Annotated in this window: 15 protein-coding genes and 2 pseudogenes; 11 read left to right on the forward strand and 6 right to left on the reverse strand. The window is 63.5% G+C overall.

The window, feature by feature from the left end:
* Positions 1-164: 164 nt before the first annotated feature.
* A pseudogene (locus BAMB_RS32430) lies at positions 165-870 on the forward strand (ISNCY family transposase); the annotation flags it as partial.
* A 17-nt stretch (positions 871-887) separates the two neighbouring features.
* Here BAMB_RS32430 and BAMB_RS32435 read toward each other — a convergent pair.
* Positions 888-1,532: a GAD-like domain-containing protein gene (locus tag BAMB_RS32435; RefSeq protein WP_011661387.1), complete on the reverse strand. Its 645-nt coding sequence runs from the start codon at positions 1,530-1,532 to the stop codon at positions 888-890.
* Positions 1,529-1,858, reverse strand: a complete 330-nt coding sequence (locus BAMB_RS36300) for a polymorphic toxin type 15 domain-containing protein (RefSeq protein WP_082089719.1) — start codon at positions 1,856-1,858, stop codon at positions 1,529-1,531. The genes BAMB_RS32435 and BAMB_RS36300 overlap by 4 nt, the downstream gene beginning before the upstream one ends.
* Between BAMB_RS36300 and tssF the strand changes: the two genes are divergently transcribed.
* Positions 1,759-2,991, forward strand: coding sequence for a type VI secretion system baseplate subunit TssF (gene tssF / locus BAMB_RS32440; protein ID WP_011661388.1), 1,233 nt, complete (start codon positions 1,759-1,761; stop codon positions 2,989-2,991). The two genes, BAMB_RS36300 and tssF, sit on opposite strands and share 100 nt — an antisense overlap.
* Here the strand turns inward: tssF and BAMB_RS32445 are convergent, their stop codons facing one another.
* Together BAMB_RS32445 and BAMB_RS32450 are read right to left on the reverse strand one after the other, a co-directional pair.
* The gene (locus BAMB_RS32445; RefSeq protein WP_011661389.1) at positions 2,992-3,564 is read right to left on the reverse strand and encodes a hypothetical protein; all 573 of its coding nucleotides are present in this window, start codon (positions 3,562-3,564) and stop codon (positions 2,992-2,994) included.
* A gap of 21 nt (positions 3,565-3,585) precedes the next feature.
* Positions 3,586-3,963 carry a DUF3592 domain-containing protein gene (locus tag BAMB_RS32450; RefSeq protein ID WP_011661390.1) on the reverse strand — a complete coding sequence of 126 codons (378 nt, stop codon included), beginning with the start codon at positions 3,961-3,963 and terminating at the stop codon, positions 3,586-3,588.
* A 254-nt stretch (positions 3,964-4,217) separates the two neighbouring features.
* On the opposite strand from BAMB_RS32450, the pseudogene BAMB_RS32455 reads away from it, so the two are divergent.
* Both BAMB_RS32455 and BAMB_RS32460 read left to right on the forward strand, forming a co-directional pair.
* Positions 4,218-4,457, forward strand: a pseudogene (locus BAMB_RS32455) (ISNCY family transposase); the annotation flags it as partial.
* Positions 4,458-4,783: 326 nt separating this feature from the next.
* A complete protein-coding gene (locus tag BAMB_RS32460) occupies positions 4,784-5,707 on the forward strand; it encodes a LysR family transcriptional regulator (protein WP_011661392.1) in 924 nt (307 codons plus the stop codon).
* A gap of 117 nt (positions 5,708-5,824) precedes the next feature.
* Here the strand turns inward: BAMB_RS32460 and BAMB_RS32465 are convergent, their stop codons facing one another.
* Complete coding sequence (locus tag BAMB_RS32465; RefSeq protein WP_011661393.1) at positions 5,825-7,087, reverse strand: MFS transporter; 1,263 nt, start codon at positions 7,085-7,087, stop codon at positions 5,825-5,827.
* 322 nt (positions 7,088-7,409) lie between these two features.
* On the opposite strand from BAMB_RS32465, the gene BAMB_RS32470 reads away from it, so the two are divergent.
* Both BAMB_RS32470 and BAMB_RS32475 read left to right on the forward strand, forming a co-directional pair.
* Positions 7,410-7,844, forward strand: coding sequence for a hypothetical protein (locus BAMB_RS32470; RefSeq protein WP_011661394.1), 435 nt, complete (start codon positions 7,410-7,412; stop codon positions 7,842-7,844).
* 253 nt (positions 7,845-8,097) lie between these two features.
* Positions 8,098-9,504, forward strand: coding sequence for an MBL fold metallo-hydrolase RNA specificity domain-containing protein (locus BAMB_RS32475; RefSeq protein WP_011661395.1), 1,407 nt, complete (start codon positions 8,098-8,100; stop codon positions 9,502-9,504).
* 63 nt (positions 9,505-9,567) lie between these two features.
* Here the strand turns inward: BAMB_RS32475 and BAMB_RS32480 are convergent, their stop codons facing one another.
* Positions 9,568-10,488, reverse strand: coding sequence for a LysR family transcriptional regulator (locus BAMB_RS32480; RefSeq protein WP_011661396.1), 921 nt, complete (start codon positions 10,486-10,488; stop codon positions 9,568-9,570).
* A 95-nt stretch (positions 10,489-10,583) separates the two neighbouring features.
* On the opposite strand from BAMB_RS32480, the gene BAMB_RS32485 reads away from it, so the two are divergent.
* From BAMB_RS32485 to aroE, 5 genes are read left to right on the forward strand one after another with little or no spacing between them, the layout of a single operon-like run.
* Positions 10,584-11,534: a ketopantoate reductase family protein gene (locus BAMB_RS32485; RefSeq protein ID WP_011661397.1), complete on the forward strand. Its 951-nt coding sequence runs from the start codon at positions 10,584-10,586 to the stop codon at positions 11,532-11,534.
* Positions 11,531-11,923, forward strand: a complete 393-nt coding sequence (locus tag BAMB_RS32490; protein WP_011661398.1) for a VOC family protein — start codon at positions 11,531-11,533, stop codon at positions 11,921-11,923. Before BAMB_RS32485 ends, BAMB_RS32490 begins: the two co-directional genes overlap by 4 nt.
* Before the next feature lie 2 nt (positions 11,924-11,925).
* Positions 11,926-12,384, forward strand: a complete 459-nt coding sequence (locus tag BAMB_RS32495) for a MaoC family dehydratase (protein ID WP_011661399.1) — start codon at positions 11,926-11,928, stop codon at positions 12,382-12,384.
* Positions 12,384-13,607 carry a CaiB/BaiF CoA transferase family protein gene (locus tag BAMB_RS32500; RefSeq protein ID WP_011661400.1) on the forward strand — a complete coding sequence of 408 codons (1,224 nt, stop codon included), beginning with the start codon at positions 12,384-12,386 and terminating at the stop codon, positions 13,605-13,607. The genes BAMB_RS32495 and BAMB_RS32500 overlap by 1 nt, the downstream gene beginning before the upstream one ends.
* Positions 13,604-14,437 carry a shikimate dehydrogenase gene (gene aroE / locus BAMB_RS32505; protein WP_011661401.1) on the forward strand — a complete coding sequence of 278 codons (834 nt, stop codon included), beginning with the start codon at positions 13,604-13,606 and terminating at the stop codon, positions 14,435-14,437. The genes BAMB_RS32500 and aroE overlap by 4 nt, the downstream gene beginning before the upstream one ends.
* Positions 14,438-14,463: the final 26 nt, after the last annotated feature.

The following is a 14,463-nucleotide window of genomic DNA, read 5'->3' on the forward strand; positions in this document are numbered from 1 at the left end:
CCTTAAAACCGGACATTTTTAAATAGCTGGAAGGTGGACATCTGAATCCGGGTATGACACAGATTGTAGTAGCTTTTTAGAAATGTCGTGTTCTAGCCATTTAGAAATGTCGCGTTTGGACCTCGGTAAGCTTGCCGGCTCCCCGTCAGATCATGGAACCGGCGATGCACCGAACCGCATTGGTGACATTGAACATGCGAGAACTCGACCGTCTGAAGGTAATCCAGGCCGTAGTGGATTTGGGCCTGAAGCCTGGCCGCGCGGCCGAACGCCTCGGCCTGACGGTCCGGCAGATCGAGCGGCTGGTGATTCGATACCGGGAGTCTGGCGCGGTGGGCCTGACCTCTCGCAAGCGTGGCGGTCCTGGCAACCGGCGGCTGGATGCGGAGTTGGCCCAGCGGGTCCTGACGATCATCCGGGATCGCTACGCCGATTTCGGGCCGACACTGGCGTGCGAGAAGCTCCGGGAATGCCACGGCATCCAGCTCGCCAAGGAAACGGTACGGCGGCTGATGACGGAAGCTGGTTTGTGGGTGCCACGCCGGCAACGACCGCCGAAGTTCTATCAGCCACGAGCGCGCCGGGCGTGCCTGGGTGAACTGATCCAGATCGACGGCAGCGATCATCGATGGTTCGAGGAACGGGCGCCGGCCTGCACGCTGCTGGTGTACGTGGACGACGCGACGAGCCGGCTGATGCATCTGCACTTTGCGGCAACGGAATCGACCTTCAGCTACTTCGAAGGCCACGCGGGCGTATATCGAACGCCATGGCAAGCCGGTGGCGTTCTACAGTGACAAGTGCAGTGTGCTTCGCAGCACGAACGCCGGCAAAACCGGCAGCAGCGTGACTCACTTCGGCCGAGCCATGTTAATGGACGTTACCGATCAAATTGGAGTATTAAGGAACGGAATCTTCGGCGGCGCAAGCTGCCGCAGAATCGTCAGGTGAACATCTAGTTTGACCTTCTTGAGATGGTCGAGATTCATGTGACCGCCGACAATCAGGGCAGGCTCAAAGCCATACATCTCATCCGGTTCAAGCGGTCCGAGTTTGCCCGCAGCGCGTTTGAATAGCGGCTGCTTCGCCTCGTCCTTAAAGTCACATTCGCTTGGCGTCTTGGCACCGAAGAACGTCTGCACTCGAAAGTCGGGATTTTTGAGCTGTCCCTTCAAATCTTTTTCCAGAGCAATAAGAGAATGCGTCGGGCACGAAACCGTCAAGCTCGGCCCTGTTTTCTCGCCCCATGCATACAACTTCCCGAACGCGGTCCGCGCGATGACGTGGTAGCTATCGACCTCCTCGAAGATCGTGTCCTCAAGCCACATGTCCAAGACGTCTTCGTACTCGTCGGGATTCACGATCGAGAACAAGCCGTCCGCGTAACTCGCCCACCCTTCTTCAGACCAATATTTCAAGAGCTGAGCAGGCAGCTTCTTGTCGAATTTTTCGAAGCTGGCCTGAGGGACCTCGACGCGGCTCGTCGCTTCTCCAAAATTCTCGATAAACAACTCAAAATCTTCGTCTCTCATCTCATTCCCTTTCCGCGACAAGGTTCTAGTTTGACGTTCATCAAGGCATCTCCCTTGCCGCTCGAAATGGCGTCCTTAGCACCCCCCTCCATCGTCGAGAGGCGATCGCCCTGGTTCCAACTCCCACCAATCGAAGAGTTGACACCGGTGCTTCCCATGCGGGTCGGATCCGGGTTCGCCCAGCCGCCTGCAACCATATCTGGCTCATGCAGCGCTGCAAGCGTGCTTGCAACCGTACTCGCACGCTCGGTTGCGGCACTCATGGCTTCCTTTGCGCCCATGCCCGAGGCTGCTCCCGAAAGAATCGTCGAACACGTCGGATGCATTCGACACGCTGATCGAGTCCTTCGCTTTCCCCGAGAAATTCGATTTCGTCGACATCGATCTTGGGCGAATCCGGCGCGCGGCGCGCGCGCCGCAAGCACGACAACTGACCTTGCACCTGGCTATTCGCGACGCACCTGCAGAATCACCAGCCGCCCAGGCGCTGAGCGACCTCGACGCCGCATCGTTCAAACTGTTTTGCACGCCCGTCGTCAATTTGTTCCAGCGAGACGCGACGTCCATCCAGCTCACGTCCACCGACCGGGCCTACCCCGTGACGCCCGAGCCCCTCGAGACCGGCACGCCACTCGACGTCTACTCGATCGATGCCGTTCGCCTAGGTGATCGGACGCAGTCCGAACACGAAAAAGGTGCTTCGTCGTCCACCGCTGCGCCACGAACGGCCGTGTTGCCCTACCGCGCGTTGAGCCATGGCCGGCAACCCGATCCGACCGTCGCTTATTGGACGGCGTTTCGCGATCCGTATGCCGCCGCGGGAAATGCGCGTGCGCCTATTCTCCTATCGCTCATCGGGCTGGACGGGGGCTCCGCCCAGGTGAGGCATCCCCAAATCGACGTCGACGTCACCGCCACCAACGGTGACCTCCCTTCGCGGCTGCCGATCGGCGCGCCTGATAGCGACTTGGTTCATGAAGGTGCAGCGCTGGCTTGCCCGATCCGGTTGCTGACGCAGCCGACCCTGCCGTGCTCGCATGCGCGCGGACACGGTGCGTTGTGGCGGGTGGTGGCGGGTCTTTCGTTGCACCCTTTCGATCTCACCCAGACCGGGCTGAAGGCGTTCAAGGACTTCTTGCGCTTGCACGCTCCGCGCACGAACATCGTCGCTCAACGCAGCATCGACGCAATCGTCGGACTGGATCACCAACCCGCAATGAAATGGATGTCGCTCGACGGCCAGTTTCCGTCGTTCGTGCGTGGTATCGAAATCGTCGTATCGCTCGAGGAGAGCGCGTTGCGCGACGTCACGTTGCATCTGTTCGCTCGGACGCTCGATCGATTTTTCGCCCCGTATGCACCGACGAACAGCTACGTACAGCTCATCATCCGGTCGTCTCAGGCCGGGCAGGAATTGCATCGCTGCCCGGCCCGATCCGGAACCCGGCCGGTAATTTAGTCAATGCAGATAGCCAACCAGGATCCCGGCGCCGGCGCCCGCTTGCAAGCCAACGGTCGTGCCGCCCATCAGCAAGATCGCAGGCGCATGCGCAATCGCTATCTCGGCGAGCCACGTCATCGCCGGGTTCGACAATCCGAGGGCAAGCTGCGCTGAATTGATCCCGAGGATCATTGCGGAACCAGCCTTGCCATAGCCGATGCCGACACCACCATCGAGGTAGACCGTCGCCCCTTGAAAGTCGCTCTTGGTCAGCTCGGTGCCGCTGAACGCGGGTGCCATATAGATGAGCCCCGCGCTGTCGAATGACTTGGCAGACCCTGCGCCTCCGACCTCGCGGCCGGCGATCTTGGGTATCTTGAGCTCCGGCAAGGAAAACCGCGGAAGCTTGATCTTCGGGATACGAAAGCCGAAACCGATACCGACGCCTACGCCGCCGTAGTAGAAATCGGTTTCCGTTCCAGCGGGGTCGGCCAGAACGATCGTTCCGCCCGACGCAACGACGAACTCGATGCTGACGCCGCCTGTCGCTCCCGTCTTGTAGCTCCAGTTGCTTGGTCTCAGAATTGACACGGCCGATCCTCTCAGATGCTGTTATTTTTTTGGTGCCAGATTCATCGCCGCGAAGAGGATGAATCCAAGACCGAATATCGTCGCCATCAATGTCCAGTTCCACACGGCGCCAAACCGGTCAATCGTGGCGGTGCGGGCCGGCGCCTCGGGCTGGTAAAGGACGGTGACCTTGTCGCCGACCTTGGTGCCGTAGATCATCCCGCCTTGCGGATAAGACACGCGCTCGCCCGTTTTTGTAACGAACTCGATCTGTGGGTGGCTCCCGCCGGCATTGAGGCTGACCACCTCGCCGGGAACGGCGATCGCAGTCTGCAAAAATCCTCGCGTGGACCACCCGATGAAAGCCGCGATCACGAGAAAAACGACCCCGATCGCAATGCCCGCAATAGCCTTAGACATGAGCCCTCTCGATTTTTGTCGTTCGACACGCGGCAGCACCCTGTCAGTGCGTGTCCGAGCGGGATTTTAGCGCATTGGCACACACTGGCCGGACATCATGTGATGCCCGAAAGTATTCGCAGCACGACCGAGCCCGCAGGTCAAGTTTCACTTTCGGGCGGCTTCATGTCGCCGCTTTGGGCGCGTCTCCTCGGTCGTCTTAATGCTGAGGAAATAGCAGCGCGGGCACCAATGACCGCGACGGATCGTGTTCGCGAGCGCGTCGCGCCTGCCTGGGCGAGCTGATTCAGATCGACGGTAGCGATCATCGGTGGTTCGAGGAACGGGCGCCGGCCTGCACGCTGCTGGTGTACGTGGACGACGCGACGAGCCGGCTGATGCATCTGCACTTTACTGCAACGGAGTCGACCGTCAGCTACTTCGAGGCCACGCCAACGTATCTGGAGCGCCATGGCAAGTCGGTGGCGTTCTATAGCGACATGTACAGCGTGTTTCACAAATTGAGTCAGCTGCGGAAGCAAGCTGCTCAACCGCACCTTGGTCCTATTCGTGCCTCGCGGGCTTACTACAGGCGCAAGATCCAGCAGTGCACGCGCCGCAATCGAGCACTTGCGCCGGCACAGCGACGCGATGACGTTCCGTCGCCATGACCCGCCCTGCCGCGCGCCCTCATCGGTTGGGTATAGTTACGCATCCGCCCCACGTAACGAGATTGCGCCATCCCAAATGCGCTCTATCGCTCTCCCAGGCCGGAAAACAACGGGCGAACCGATTTTGTCGTCTTCCAGAATAACTAAATTCTTCCGATTATCGAGGGTCTATGGATTTGCTGGCGGCCATGCGAATTTTCGTGCGGGTTGTCGAGCGTGGCAATTTATCGAGGGCCGCGAAAGATCTCGGCCTTGGCCAACCTACCGTTAGCGATCGCGTCGATCGGCTCGAACGGTTTCTCGGCGTCAAATTGCTGCTCCGAAACACGCGTGCGGTGTCGTGCACCGATGAAGGCATTCTGTTCTATCAACGAAGCAAGATCGTGCTCGACGCGGCCGACGAGGCGCGGGCCGTCGTCACGCTCGGCAACAACATCGTGCGTGGACGCATTCGCATTGCCGCGCCACATGGGTTCGGCGAAGTCGTGCTGCCGGAAATCCTCGCGGTCATCCGCGAACATCATCCGCAGCTCCATATCGATCTCGTCCTGAATGACGAAATCACCGACCCCGTCACCGAGGGCGTCGATATTTCATTGCGACTCGGCCAGATCGGCGATGGCAATTTCGTCGCGCGTCGATTGGGTTACGTACGACGCGTCCTGGTCGCGTCGCCGCGTTATATCGAGAAGCACGGGCTGCCAGAGGAACCGACCGATATCGTCGGGCACCCGTTCATTCGCGTCACGGGGCTCTTCAACGACGGCCAGCTTTGCCTGATGAGCGCGTCTAAATCGGTGCGGCCGACGCCGATCAACGTCGTCGTCAGCACCAGCCACTGGCGGCCGGTCTATGAGCTGTTGCTCAACGGCGCGGGTATCGGCGTCCTTCAGGAACACGTCTGCATCGACGCACTGGAATCCGGCCGGCTCGTCAGGCTGCTGCCGGAATACACGGTACCGGGATTCGACCTGCATGCGCTGCTGCCGGTCACGCGGCCCGTCCCTTCGAAGACACAGGTCGTCATGAAGATCATCGAGGAGTATCTGCCAAAGGTGATGGCGCGGGCTGCGGACGGCGCGCTCGACATGTAGCGCGCCGCGCCCGCAAGCAGAAGCGCGGCGCCGATGGCCCGCGCAGGCCCCCGAAACCTGCGAAGATCGCGCCCGGCCCGCATCGCCGCAGCGATGCGCGCACCGGGAAAACACACATCAGTCGTAGGCGCGCGAGCCGACGGACACGATCGGCACGGACCACTTTCGGCCATACGCCAGCATCATCACGAAGCTGAGGACGAAACTCAGGCCGCCGACCATCAGCAGGCCAAGCTCGCCGAGCACGGGCAACAGGTTGGTGAGGAAGCCCGTCACGACCCAGGCGATCGCCATCACGGAGCCGGCGACGCCGAGCGCCCAGCCCTGCCGGTCCTCGCTCACCGCGTCCGAATACGCGGTGTACATGGTGGTGTATGCAACCATGTCGAAGCAGCCGACCACCATGCCGAGCACCCAGAGCGTGTTTTCGTGCGGAAACAGCGCCGACAGCACTTGGCCGATGCCCGCGATCAGCAGGCCCGTCTTCGCGATGTCGACCACGCTCCAGATTTTCAGCATCAGCCGCACGATCACCATCAGCCCGAACACGAAAGATATTCCGATCAGGCCGCTGAACAGGCCGAGCTGCGAGCTGGTGTAATGAAATTTCGTCTGCAGCACCAGCATGATTGTCTGCAGATACAGCCCGTAGCCGACCTGCATCAGGAAGAACACGATCGACAGGAACGCGACGCGGCGGTGCGTGCCGGCCTGGTAGATGATCCGCAGCGGCATCAGCAGGTCCACACGCGTGTTGCCGGTCGGCGCGACCGCGTTGCGATATGACCAGAACGTCCAGAGCCCGCAGACGACCGACAGCGCGGCGACCAGCAGGAACGGCGTGCCGTAGTTGAAGAACGGCGCGATCGTGCGGTCCGACGTGACGCCGCCGAGCACGGGGCCGACGATGACGCCCGCGCTGAACGCGATCGACATGATGCTCATGTTGTACGCCTTGGTTTCCGGCGTGCTCATGTCCGTGATCGCGGCCTGCGCGATCCCCTGGCAACCGGCCATCAGCCCGCTCAGGCCGCGTCCGATCAGCAGCAGCGCGATACTCGGCAGCAGCGCGCCGACCGCCATCAGGAAGTAGCTGAGCGCCAGGCCGAACACGCACAGCAGCAGGATTTTCCGTCGGCCGTAGCCGTCGGACAGTTCACCCATCAGCGAAGAGCCGAAGAACATGCAGAACGGATAAACGCCGTACCCGACCCCGAGGTAGAAATTGCGGAGGTGCGGACTCGTGTCGGCCCCGATGATGCCCGATTGGGGGTCGGAGAAAATCGCCGCCATGATCGGGTACACGAGCCCGAATCCCATCGCGTCGATCGCAATGGCAAGCAGGCATGGACCCAGCAGTTTGATGTTGAGTTTGGACATGAATGGCCTCGGTAGTAACGTGACGGCTACAGTAGTCGAAGGCCGGTTTTGCGAGTAGAGACGTATCTGCAATAGAAATTATCGTAGTTACCGATAACCCAGGATTTCCTTTCAGAACTGTAGGGAAAGGCTGATGGCAGTGAGTTCGCGCTCTGCCTGGTCAGGGTCCGCGGATGGAAAATTAAAAGGTTCATCGCGGATTTTCGGCGGGAGCGCCGGGGGAGGAGCGTCGGCGTTCAGTCAGAAGCGGTCAATCGATTGATCGCATCGAAAGCCGGGTTTCCGGCGCTGGAACACGACACGACGCTGTCATGCAGACGGCATGCGGTACTTCGACCACATTCGCATGTGGCACAATCGACGCCGCTCTTTCGAAACAGAAAAACAAGCAATGACAAAACTGATTCGATTCCGGGTTCGGCCCGTCTACCACGGTAGCGATCTTCTGGTCGAGATACTCGAAGACCATCGCGCTGCCGACTTTCCAAACGTCGCTGCGATCCTGCGAGATGCTCTGCATTCTGTCCAAGTACCGCATCCAGACGGCCTTGATGGTCCAGGAATCGCCTTATCTCAGGACCACTATTTCAGCTACTGGAAATATGCTCGTGGCTACTATGAAATAGACGACGATATCTGGGGACTCTTCGTGACCGCCTCAATCGACAACGCGTCCATAGTCGCGGACGTCGAAGGGGCCCTCCTGTTGACAGGGAAGTTCGTCAAAGAAGAAGCAGATTTCGGCAAGTTCAAGTGAGTCAACGGGATCCGGGGACGCTCACGCAACAACGGCGAACACCAGCACCGCACCTGATGCATCGAGCGCGCGATGGGCGCCGAGATGAATCGCATCTGCCCTACCCGTCGTGCCAGCCCAAGCCGCCCGGCTAGCCCAATGAGCGCCACAGCGCCAGCGGCAAATCCCCCCACTTCCTGATTTCGGTCAACCGGCTCTCGCACGTTCGGGCTGTAATCGAATTACCGTCCCGTCGACTCCGCTGAGGCGCTCCATGAAACTGACTTTTCTCGGCGCGACCGAAACCGTGACCGGCTCGAAGTATCTGGTCGAGCACGGCAGCCGGCGCGTGCTGGTCGACTGCGGCCTGTTCCAGGGTACGAAGAACCTGCGGCTGCGCAACTGGCAGCCGCTGCCGCTCGCGCCCGACACGCTGGACGCGGTCGTGCTCACCCACGCGCATCTCGATCACTCCGGCTATCTTCCGGTGCTGGTGCGCGAAGGCTATCGCGGGCCGGTGTACTGCACGGCGGCCACGGCCGAGCTCTGCGACATCATGCTGCGCGACAGCGCGCGGCTGCAGGAAGAGGAAGCCGACTTCGCGAACCGGCACGATTATTCGAAGCATCGGCCGGCGCAGCCGCTTTACACGCTGGACGACGCGCAGCGCGCGCTGCGCCTGCTGAAGCCCGTTGCGTACGACGAATGCACGGCGCTCGGCGGCGGCGGCCTGTCGTTCCGCCTGCTGCCGGCCGGGCACATCCTTGGCGCGGCGAGCGTCGTGATGCACTGGGATCACAAGGTACTCGCCTTCTCCGGCGATCTCGGCCGGTATCACGATCCGATCATGCAGCCGCCGCGGCCGCCCGCGCATGCGGACTACGTCGTCGTCGAATCGACGTACGGCGACCGGCTGCACCCGGCGTCGGATCCGGAGAACGAGCTGGCTGCCATGTTCGACAAGACCTTCGCGCGCGGCGGGGTCGTCGTGATGCCCTGCTTCACCGTCGGCCGCACGCAGGAAATCCTGCACTACATCGCGCGGCTGAAGGCGTCCGGCCGCATGGCGCACGTCCCGGTCTTCCTCGACAGCCCGATGGCGACGAACGCGACCGAGATCTATCGCCACCATATCCTCGAACATCGCCTGACCGTCTCCGAAGCGAACACGCTCGGCCATGCGGCGACGATGGTCCGCTCGGTCGACCAGTCGAAGGCGATCGCCGAACACCATGGCCCGATGGTCATCATCGCCGGCAGCGGGATGGCGACCGGCGGACGCGTGCTGCATCACCTGAGCCGCTATGCGCCCGATGCGCGCAACACGATCGCGCTGGTCGGCTACCAGGCCACCGGCACGCGCGGCGCGGCGCTGGCCGCGCACGAGCCGACGCTGAAGATTCACGGCGAGTACGTCCGTCTGCGTGCGCAGGTCGAGTCGATCACGGCGCTCTCGGCCCATGCCGACTACGAAGAGATCCTCACGTGGCTCGGCACGATGCAGTGCGCCCCCGTCCGGACCTTCATCACGCATGGCGAACCGGCTGCCGCGGACGCGTTGCGGCGGCGTATTGCGGAGCGCCTGCAGTGGCCGTGCGAGGTGCCGGCTTACGAGCAATGCGTCGATCTGGACGAAGTCGCATCCGGCGGCGCGCAGGGATCCGCGGTGCTTTCGTCATAACTGACGGCAATGCGGCGCATCGCGGAATGCGCGTGACGGGAAGTAGATGCTCGCACCCCCCACTCACCGCGCATTCGCGAACAACTGAACCACGACGCCGCGCAGCCAGCGATTCCCTGCTTCATGGTGATATCGCGAGTGCCAGTGCTGTCGAACCGCAAATCCCTCGACCTCGATCGGACACGCATGCACCGTCAGGTCATTGGCCTGAGCCAGCGTCTCGCCGATATGGCGCGGCAGCGTCGTGATCAGGTCCGTGCTCTGGATGATCGCGCCCAAACCCAGAAACCCCGGCAGCCCCAGCACGACCTGACGCTCGATGCGCTCCCGCATCAGCGCCTGATCGAGAAGCTGCGCGCCCGTTCCGGCCATAATGGCCACATGCCCCTCCGACCGATACTGTTTCACGCCGAGGCGACCGCGAATCCTCGGGTGATGGCGATTGGCAAGGCACACCCAGTCCTGGTCGTACAGTTTCTGCTGGTAGATGCCGCCGCCGAGCCACGGCACATAGCCGATCGCGAGATCGGCTTCGCCCGACTCGAGCGCCCGTTCCGTGTTGCCGTCGATTCTCGCCGCCTCCAGCCGCACGCCCGGCGCCTGCGCGCGAACGTGTGCGAGAAGCCGCGGCAGCAGCGTGACATGGCTCGCATCGGTCATGCAGATGCGAAACCGGCGCTGGGCAGTCGCCGGGTCGAACGCGATCTCCCACGCCGCGAAGCGCCGCAACGATTCGAGGATTTCCCGGCACGGGCCGATGAGCGCGTCGGCCTGCGGCGTCGGCGCCATGCCGCCGGGCGTTCGAATGAACAGCGGATCGTGAAGGTGTTCGCGCAAGCGCCCGAGCCAGATGCTGACGGTCGGCTGGCTTTGTCCGAGTTGCTCGGCCACGCGGGTGACGCTGCGCGCGTCGTACAGCAGATCGAAAAGCTGCAGCAGCTTCAGGTCGGGAAGATCGGTCGGAATCATCGCATTATTGTCCATCGCAATAACGTCATTGTAGTCATTGCATTGTCAGCATGACGGGCAACTTCTATCGTGCAGCGATACGTCAACCCTACATGACATCGGAGAAACCCATGAAGATTGCAATGCTGGGCGCCGGCGCGCTGGGCTGCGCGATTGGCGCCGCCCTGACCGAAGGCGGCCACGAGACCTGGCTGATCGCCCGCTCGCCGTCGCACGTCGGCGCGATGTGCCGCGACGGCCTTCAGGTCGACGACACGAGCGGATCACGGCGCGTCCGCGTCCGCGCGACGACGCAGGCGGACGACGTCGGCGTGGCGGATCTGGTGATCGTGCTGGTCAAGTCGTTCCACACCGCCGCTGCCATGCGCGGCGCGCAAGGGCTGATCGGGCCCGATACGCTCGTGCTGTCGCTGCAGAACGGCCTCGGGCACGAGGACATCCTCGCCGACGTCGTCGGCCGCGAGCGCGTGCTTGCGGGCAAGACCTACGTCGGCGGCGTGCGGCGCGGCGACGCGCACATCGAATCGGGCGTGGCCGGCAAGCTCACCTTCATCGGCGAACTCGACGGCCGCATCACGCCGCGCGTTCAGGCGATCGCCGATGCGTTCAATGCCGCGGGCCTCGCGACGACCGTCAGCGACAACATCGTCGGCACGATGTGGGACAAGCTGCTGGTCAACGTCGCCACGGGCGCGCTCACCGGCATCACCGGCCTGACCTACGGACAGCTCTACGGCGAGCCGCTGCTGAAGTCCACGTCGCTTGCGGCCGTCGCCGAGGCGATCGGGGTCGCGCAAGCGGCCGGCGTCAGGTTGTCGATGACGGACCCGGAGCAGGCCTGGACGCTCGCCGCGGAGGGCCTACCAGCCGCGTTCAAGACATCGATGCTGCAAAGCCTGGAGAGAGGGACGATGACCGAAATCGACTTCATCAACGGATCGGTCGTGCGCTGGGGACAGCGGTACGGCGTGCCCACGCCGGTCAACGCGACGCTGGTCGCATGCATCAAGGGAATCGAGCGCGCGATGACCGATCGCCAAGCGAAGGAGGTGGTCGCATGAGCGCCACGAGAGCTTATCTGGAGCACGTCGCCATCTGGGTGAAGGACATCCATTGGCATATCCGCTTCTTCGAGGACGTGCTCGGCATGACGATGCGCGAGGTGGACGGCACGGTCGACGCGCCGCGGCAGTACTGGACGCTCGGCGGCCTGCAGTTCATCCATGCGCCGGGCTGGGACGGCCCCGAGGGCCGGCTCGGCCATCTGGGCGTGATGTGCGAGGACCTGGAAGCCGCGCTGGCCGCGGCGCAAGCGTACGGCGTGACCGACCTGCCGCAGGGGCGGAACTGGCTGCGCTTGCCGGACGGTCTGGTCGTCGAGCTCATTCAGGCAACGCCCGCCTCCTGTGTCGCGCAGGCGCTGGCGATCAACCCGCGGACGGAGGCATGACCATGACGATCGTCGAAAAGTACTGGGACGATGCCCGCGAGGGCGACGCGTGCACGAGTCCGACCTACACGGTCACCCAGGCGCGCATCCTCGCTTACGCCGACCTCACCGGCGACCACACGCCGGTGCACGTCGACGAGGCGTATGCGAACGCGAGCCACTTCGGCTGCCTTGTCGCGCACGGGCTGTTCGGGCTGTCGATCGCCGACGGCCTCAAGACGCAGAGCGACTACCGTTTCCTGCCGGGCATGTCGCTCGGCTGGACCTGGGACTTCCTGCTGCCGATCAAGGTGAACGACGTGCTGCACGTGACGTTCCGCGTCGGCTCGATGCGGGCGAGCAAGAGCCGCCCGGGCTGGGGCATCGTCGTGCTGCCGTCGGAGCTGATCAACCAGGACGGCCAGGTCGTCCAACGCGGCGAGCATCGGCTGATGGTGCCGCGCCGGCCGGGAGCGTTCTGATGCAGGCCCGCCCTCTCGAAGGTATTCGCGTCGTCGACTACAGCCATTTCCTGGCCGGCCCGTATGTCGGGCGCTGCCTCGCGGCGCTCGGCGCCGAAGTGATCAAGGTCGAACGCCCGGGCACCGGCGACGCCGGCCGCCAGCACGCGACGGTCCTCGACGACCAGCAAAGCGGCTATTTCCTGCAGCTCAACATGGGCAAGCGCGGCGTCAGCGTGAACATGAAGGACGCGCGCGGCAAGGCATTCATGCAGCGGCTGTGCGACTCCGCGGACGTGTTCATCGAGAACTACCGCCCAGGCGCGCTGGACAAGCTGGGGCTCGGTTATGCGGAGTTGTCGGCCCGCAATCCGGCGCTCGTCTATTGCTCGATCTCGGCCTACGGACATACCGGCCCCGATGCGCATCGCGCGGGTTTCGGGCTGATCGCCGAGGCGAAGAGCGGCATCATGCAGATGGTCGGCACACCGAGCGAGCGGCCGCCGCTGCTGCGGATATCGCTCGGCGACATGTACACCGGCATTCATGCGGTCGCGGCCATCAACGCCGCGCTGTTGGGACGCGTGAAGAGCGGCCGCGGACAGCACATCGACATGGCGCTGTACGACACGCTGGTCTCCATGCACGAATACGCGGTCCAGTGCTACACGCTGCAAGGCGTGCTGCCCGAGCAGACCGGGCACGACATGCCGACTTCGACGCTCTACGGCGTGTTTCGCGCGGCGGACGGCGATCTCGTGATCGCCGCGCAGGTCGACGATGCCTGGAAACGCTTCGCCATCCTGATCGAAGCGCATGGCGGGCCAGTCGGCTTCGGCGCCGACACGCGCTTTCACGACAGTGTCGGACGCAACGCGCACCGCGTCGAGATCCTGTCGATCGTCGAGCCGTGGGTGGCCGCCCGTTCGGTTGCGTCGGTGCTCGACCTGCTCGATCGCATCGACGTGCCGTGCGCGAAGGTACAACGCATCGACGAGGTACTGGCGGATCCGCAGATCCAGGCGCGCGGCATGATCGTCGAGCAGGAGCACCCGCGCTACGGCACGCTGCGCCTGCCGAATCTGCCGTTCCGGTTCTCGGATTGCGATACGACGATTCGCGACGTCGCGCCCGATCTCGGCCAGCACAACGCCGACGTCGCCCGTTCGCTCGGGTTCGAGCCCGCTGAAATCGACGCGATGCAGGCCGATGGTGTTCTCTATTCAAAAGCGAGCCAACGATGACTGACCAGTACGCGGTGATCGGCAACCCGATCGGACACACGAAATCTCCGCTGATCCACGGCATCTTTGCGGAAGCGACGCGGCAGGACCTGCACTACTCGGCCATCGAAGGGCCGCTCGAGCCGGAAGGCGCGTTCGTCGACGTGGTGCGGGCATTCGCCGCGCGCGGCGGCAAAGGCATCAACATCACCGCCCCGTTCAAGCTCCAGGCGTTCGCGATGTCGGACGAACGCAGCGAGCGCGCGTCGCTCGCCGGCGCGGCCAATGCGCTGAAGTTCGAAGGCGGACGCATCCTCGCCGACAACTTCGACGGGATCGGGCTCGTGCGCGACATCGAAATCAATCTCGGCCTGCCGATGGCCGGCAAACGCGTGCTGATGCTCGGCGCGGGGGGCGCGGCGCGCGGGGCGCTGCTGCCGTTCCTCGCGGCCGGGCCGGCCGAGATGGTGATCGCGAATCGCGACGTCGACAAGGCGCGCGCACTGTCCGCGCAGGTCGCCGGACGCGGGCCGCTGGCGGCGTGCGGCTATGCCGATCTGGTCGCGATGGGACGTTTCGATCTGGTGGTCAACGCCACGTCGGCGAGCCTCGCCGGCGATCTGCCGCCCGTCCCGCCGGGCGTGTTCAGCCCGACCGGGGCCGCATACGAGCTTGCTTACGGCAAGCGGCTGACGCCCTTTCTCCGGCTCGCACGCAATGCGGGCGTGCACCGCGTCGCGGACGGCGTCGGCATGCTGGTCGAGCAGGCCGCCGAAGCGTTCGCGTGGTGGCGCGGCGTGCGCCCGGAGACGGCTACCGTGATCGAACGACTCACGGTCCCGCTCGATTGAATGCGGTGCGCGAGCGCAGCGCGCGC

It is taken from the genome of Burkholderia ambifaria AMMD (assembly GCF_000203915.1).
GTDB lineage: Bacteria > Pseudomonadota > Gammaproteobacteria > Burkholderiales > Burkholderiaceae > Burkholderia > Burkholderia ambifaria.

Bases quoted from the DNA above. Each gene is read 5' to 3' on its own strand.
- BAMB_RS32435 (WP_011661387.1), bottom strand. From the start codon at position 1,532: ATGAGAGACGAAGATTTTGAGTTGTTTATCGAGAATTTTGGAGAAGCG.
- BAMB_RS36300 (WP_082089719.1), bottom strand. From the start codon at position 1,858: ATGCATCCGACGTGTTCGACGATTCTTTCGGGAGCAGCCTCGGGCATG.
- BAMB_RS32450 (WP_011661390.1), bottom strand. From the start codon at position 3,963: ATGTCTAAGGCTATTGCGGGCATTGCGATCGGGGTCGTTTTTCTCGTG.
- BAMB_RS32460 (WP_011661392.1), top strand. From the start codon at position 4,784: ATGGATTTGCTGGCGGCCATGCGAATTTTCGTGCGGGTTGTCGAGCGT.
- BAMB_RS32465 (WP_011661393.1), bottom strand. From the start codon at position 7,087: ATGTCCAAACTCAACATCAAACTGCTGGGTCCATGCCTGCTTGCCATT.
- BAMB_RS32470 (WP_011661394.1), top strand. From the start codon at position 7,410: ATGCGGTACTTCGACCACATTCGCATGTGGCACAATCGACGCCGCTCT.
- BAMB_RS32475 (WP_011661395.1), top strand. From the start codon at position 8,098: ATGAAACTGACTTTTCTCGGCGCGACCGAAACCGTGACCGGCTCGAAG.
- BAMB_RS32480 (WP_011661396.1), bottom strand. From the start codon at position 10,488: ATGGACAATAATGCGATGATTCCGACCGATCTTCCCGACCTGAAGCTG.
- BAMB_RS32485 (WP_011661397.1), top strand. From the start codon at position 10,584: ATGAAGATTGCAATGCTGGGCGCCGGCGCGCTGGGCTGCGCGATTGGC.
- BAMB_RS32490 (WP_011661398.1), top strand. From the start codon at position 11,531: ATGAGCGCCACGAGAGCTTATCTGGAGCACGTCGCCATCTGGGTGAAG.
- BAMB_RS32495 (WP_011661399.1), top strand. From the start codon at position 11,926: ATGACGATCGTCGAAAAGTACTGGGACGATGCCCGCGAGGGCGACGCG.
- BAMB_RS32500 (WP_011661400.1), top strand. From the start codon at position 12,384: ATGCAGGCCCGCCCTCTCGAAGGTATTCGCGTCGTCGACTACAGCCAT.
- aroE (WP_011661401.1), top strand. From the start codon at position 13,604: ATGACTGACCAGTACGCGGTGATCGGCAACCCGATCGGACACACGAAA.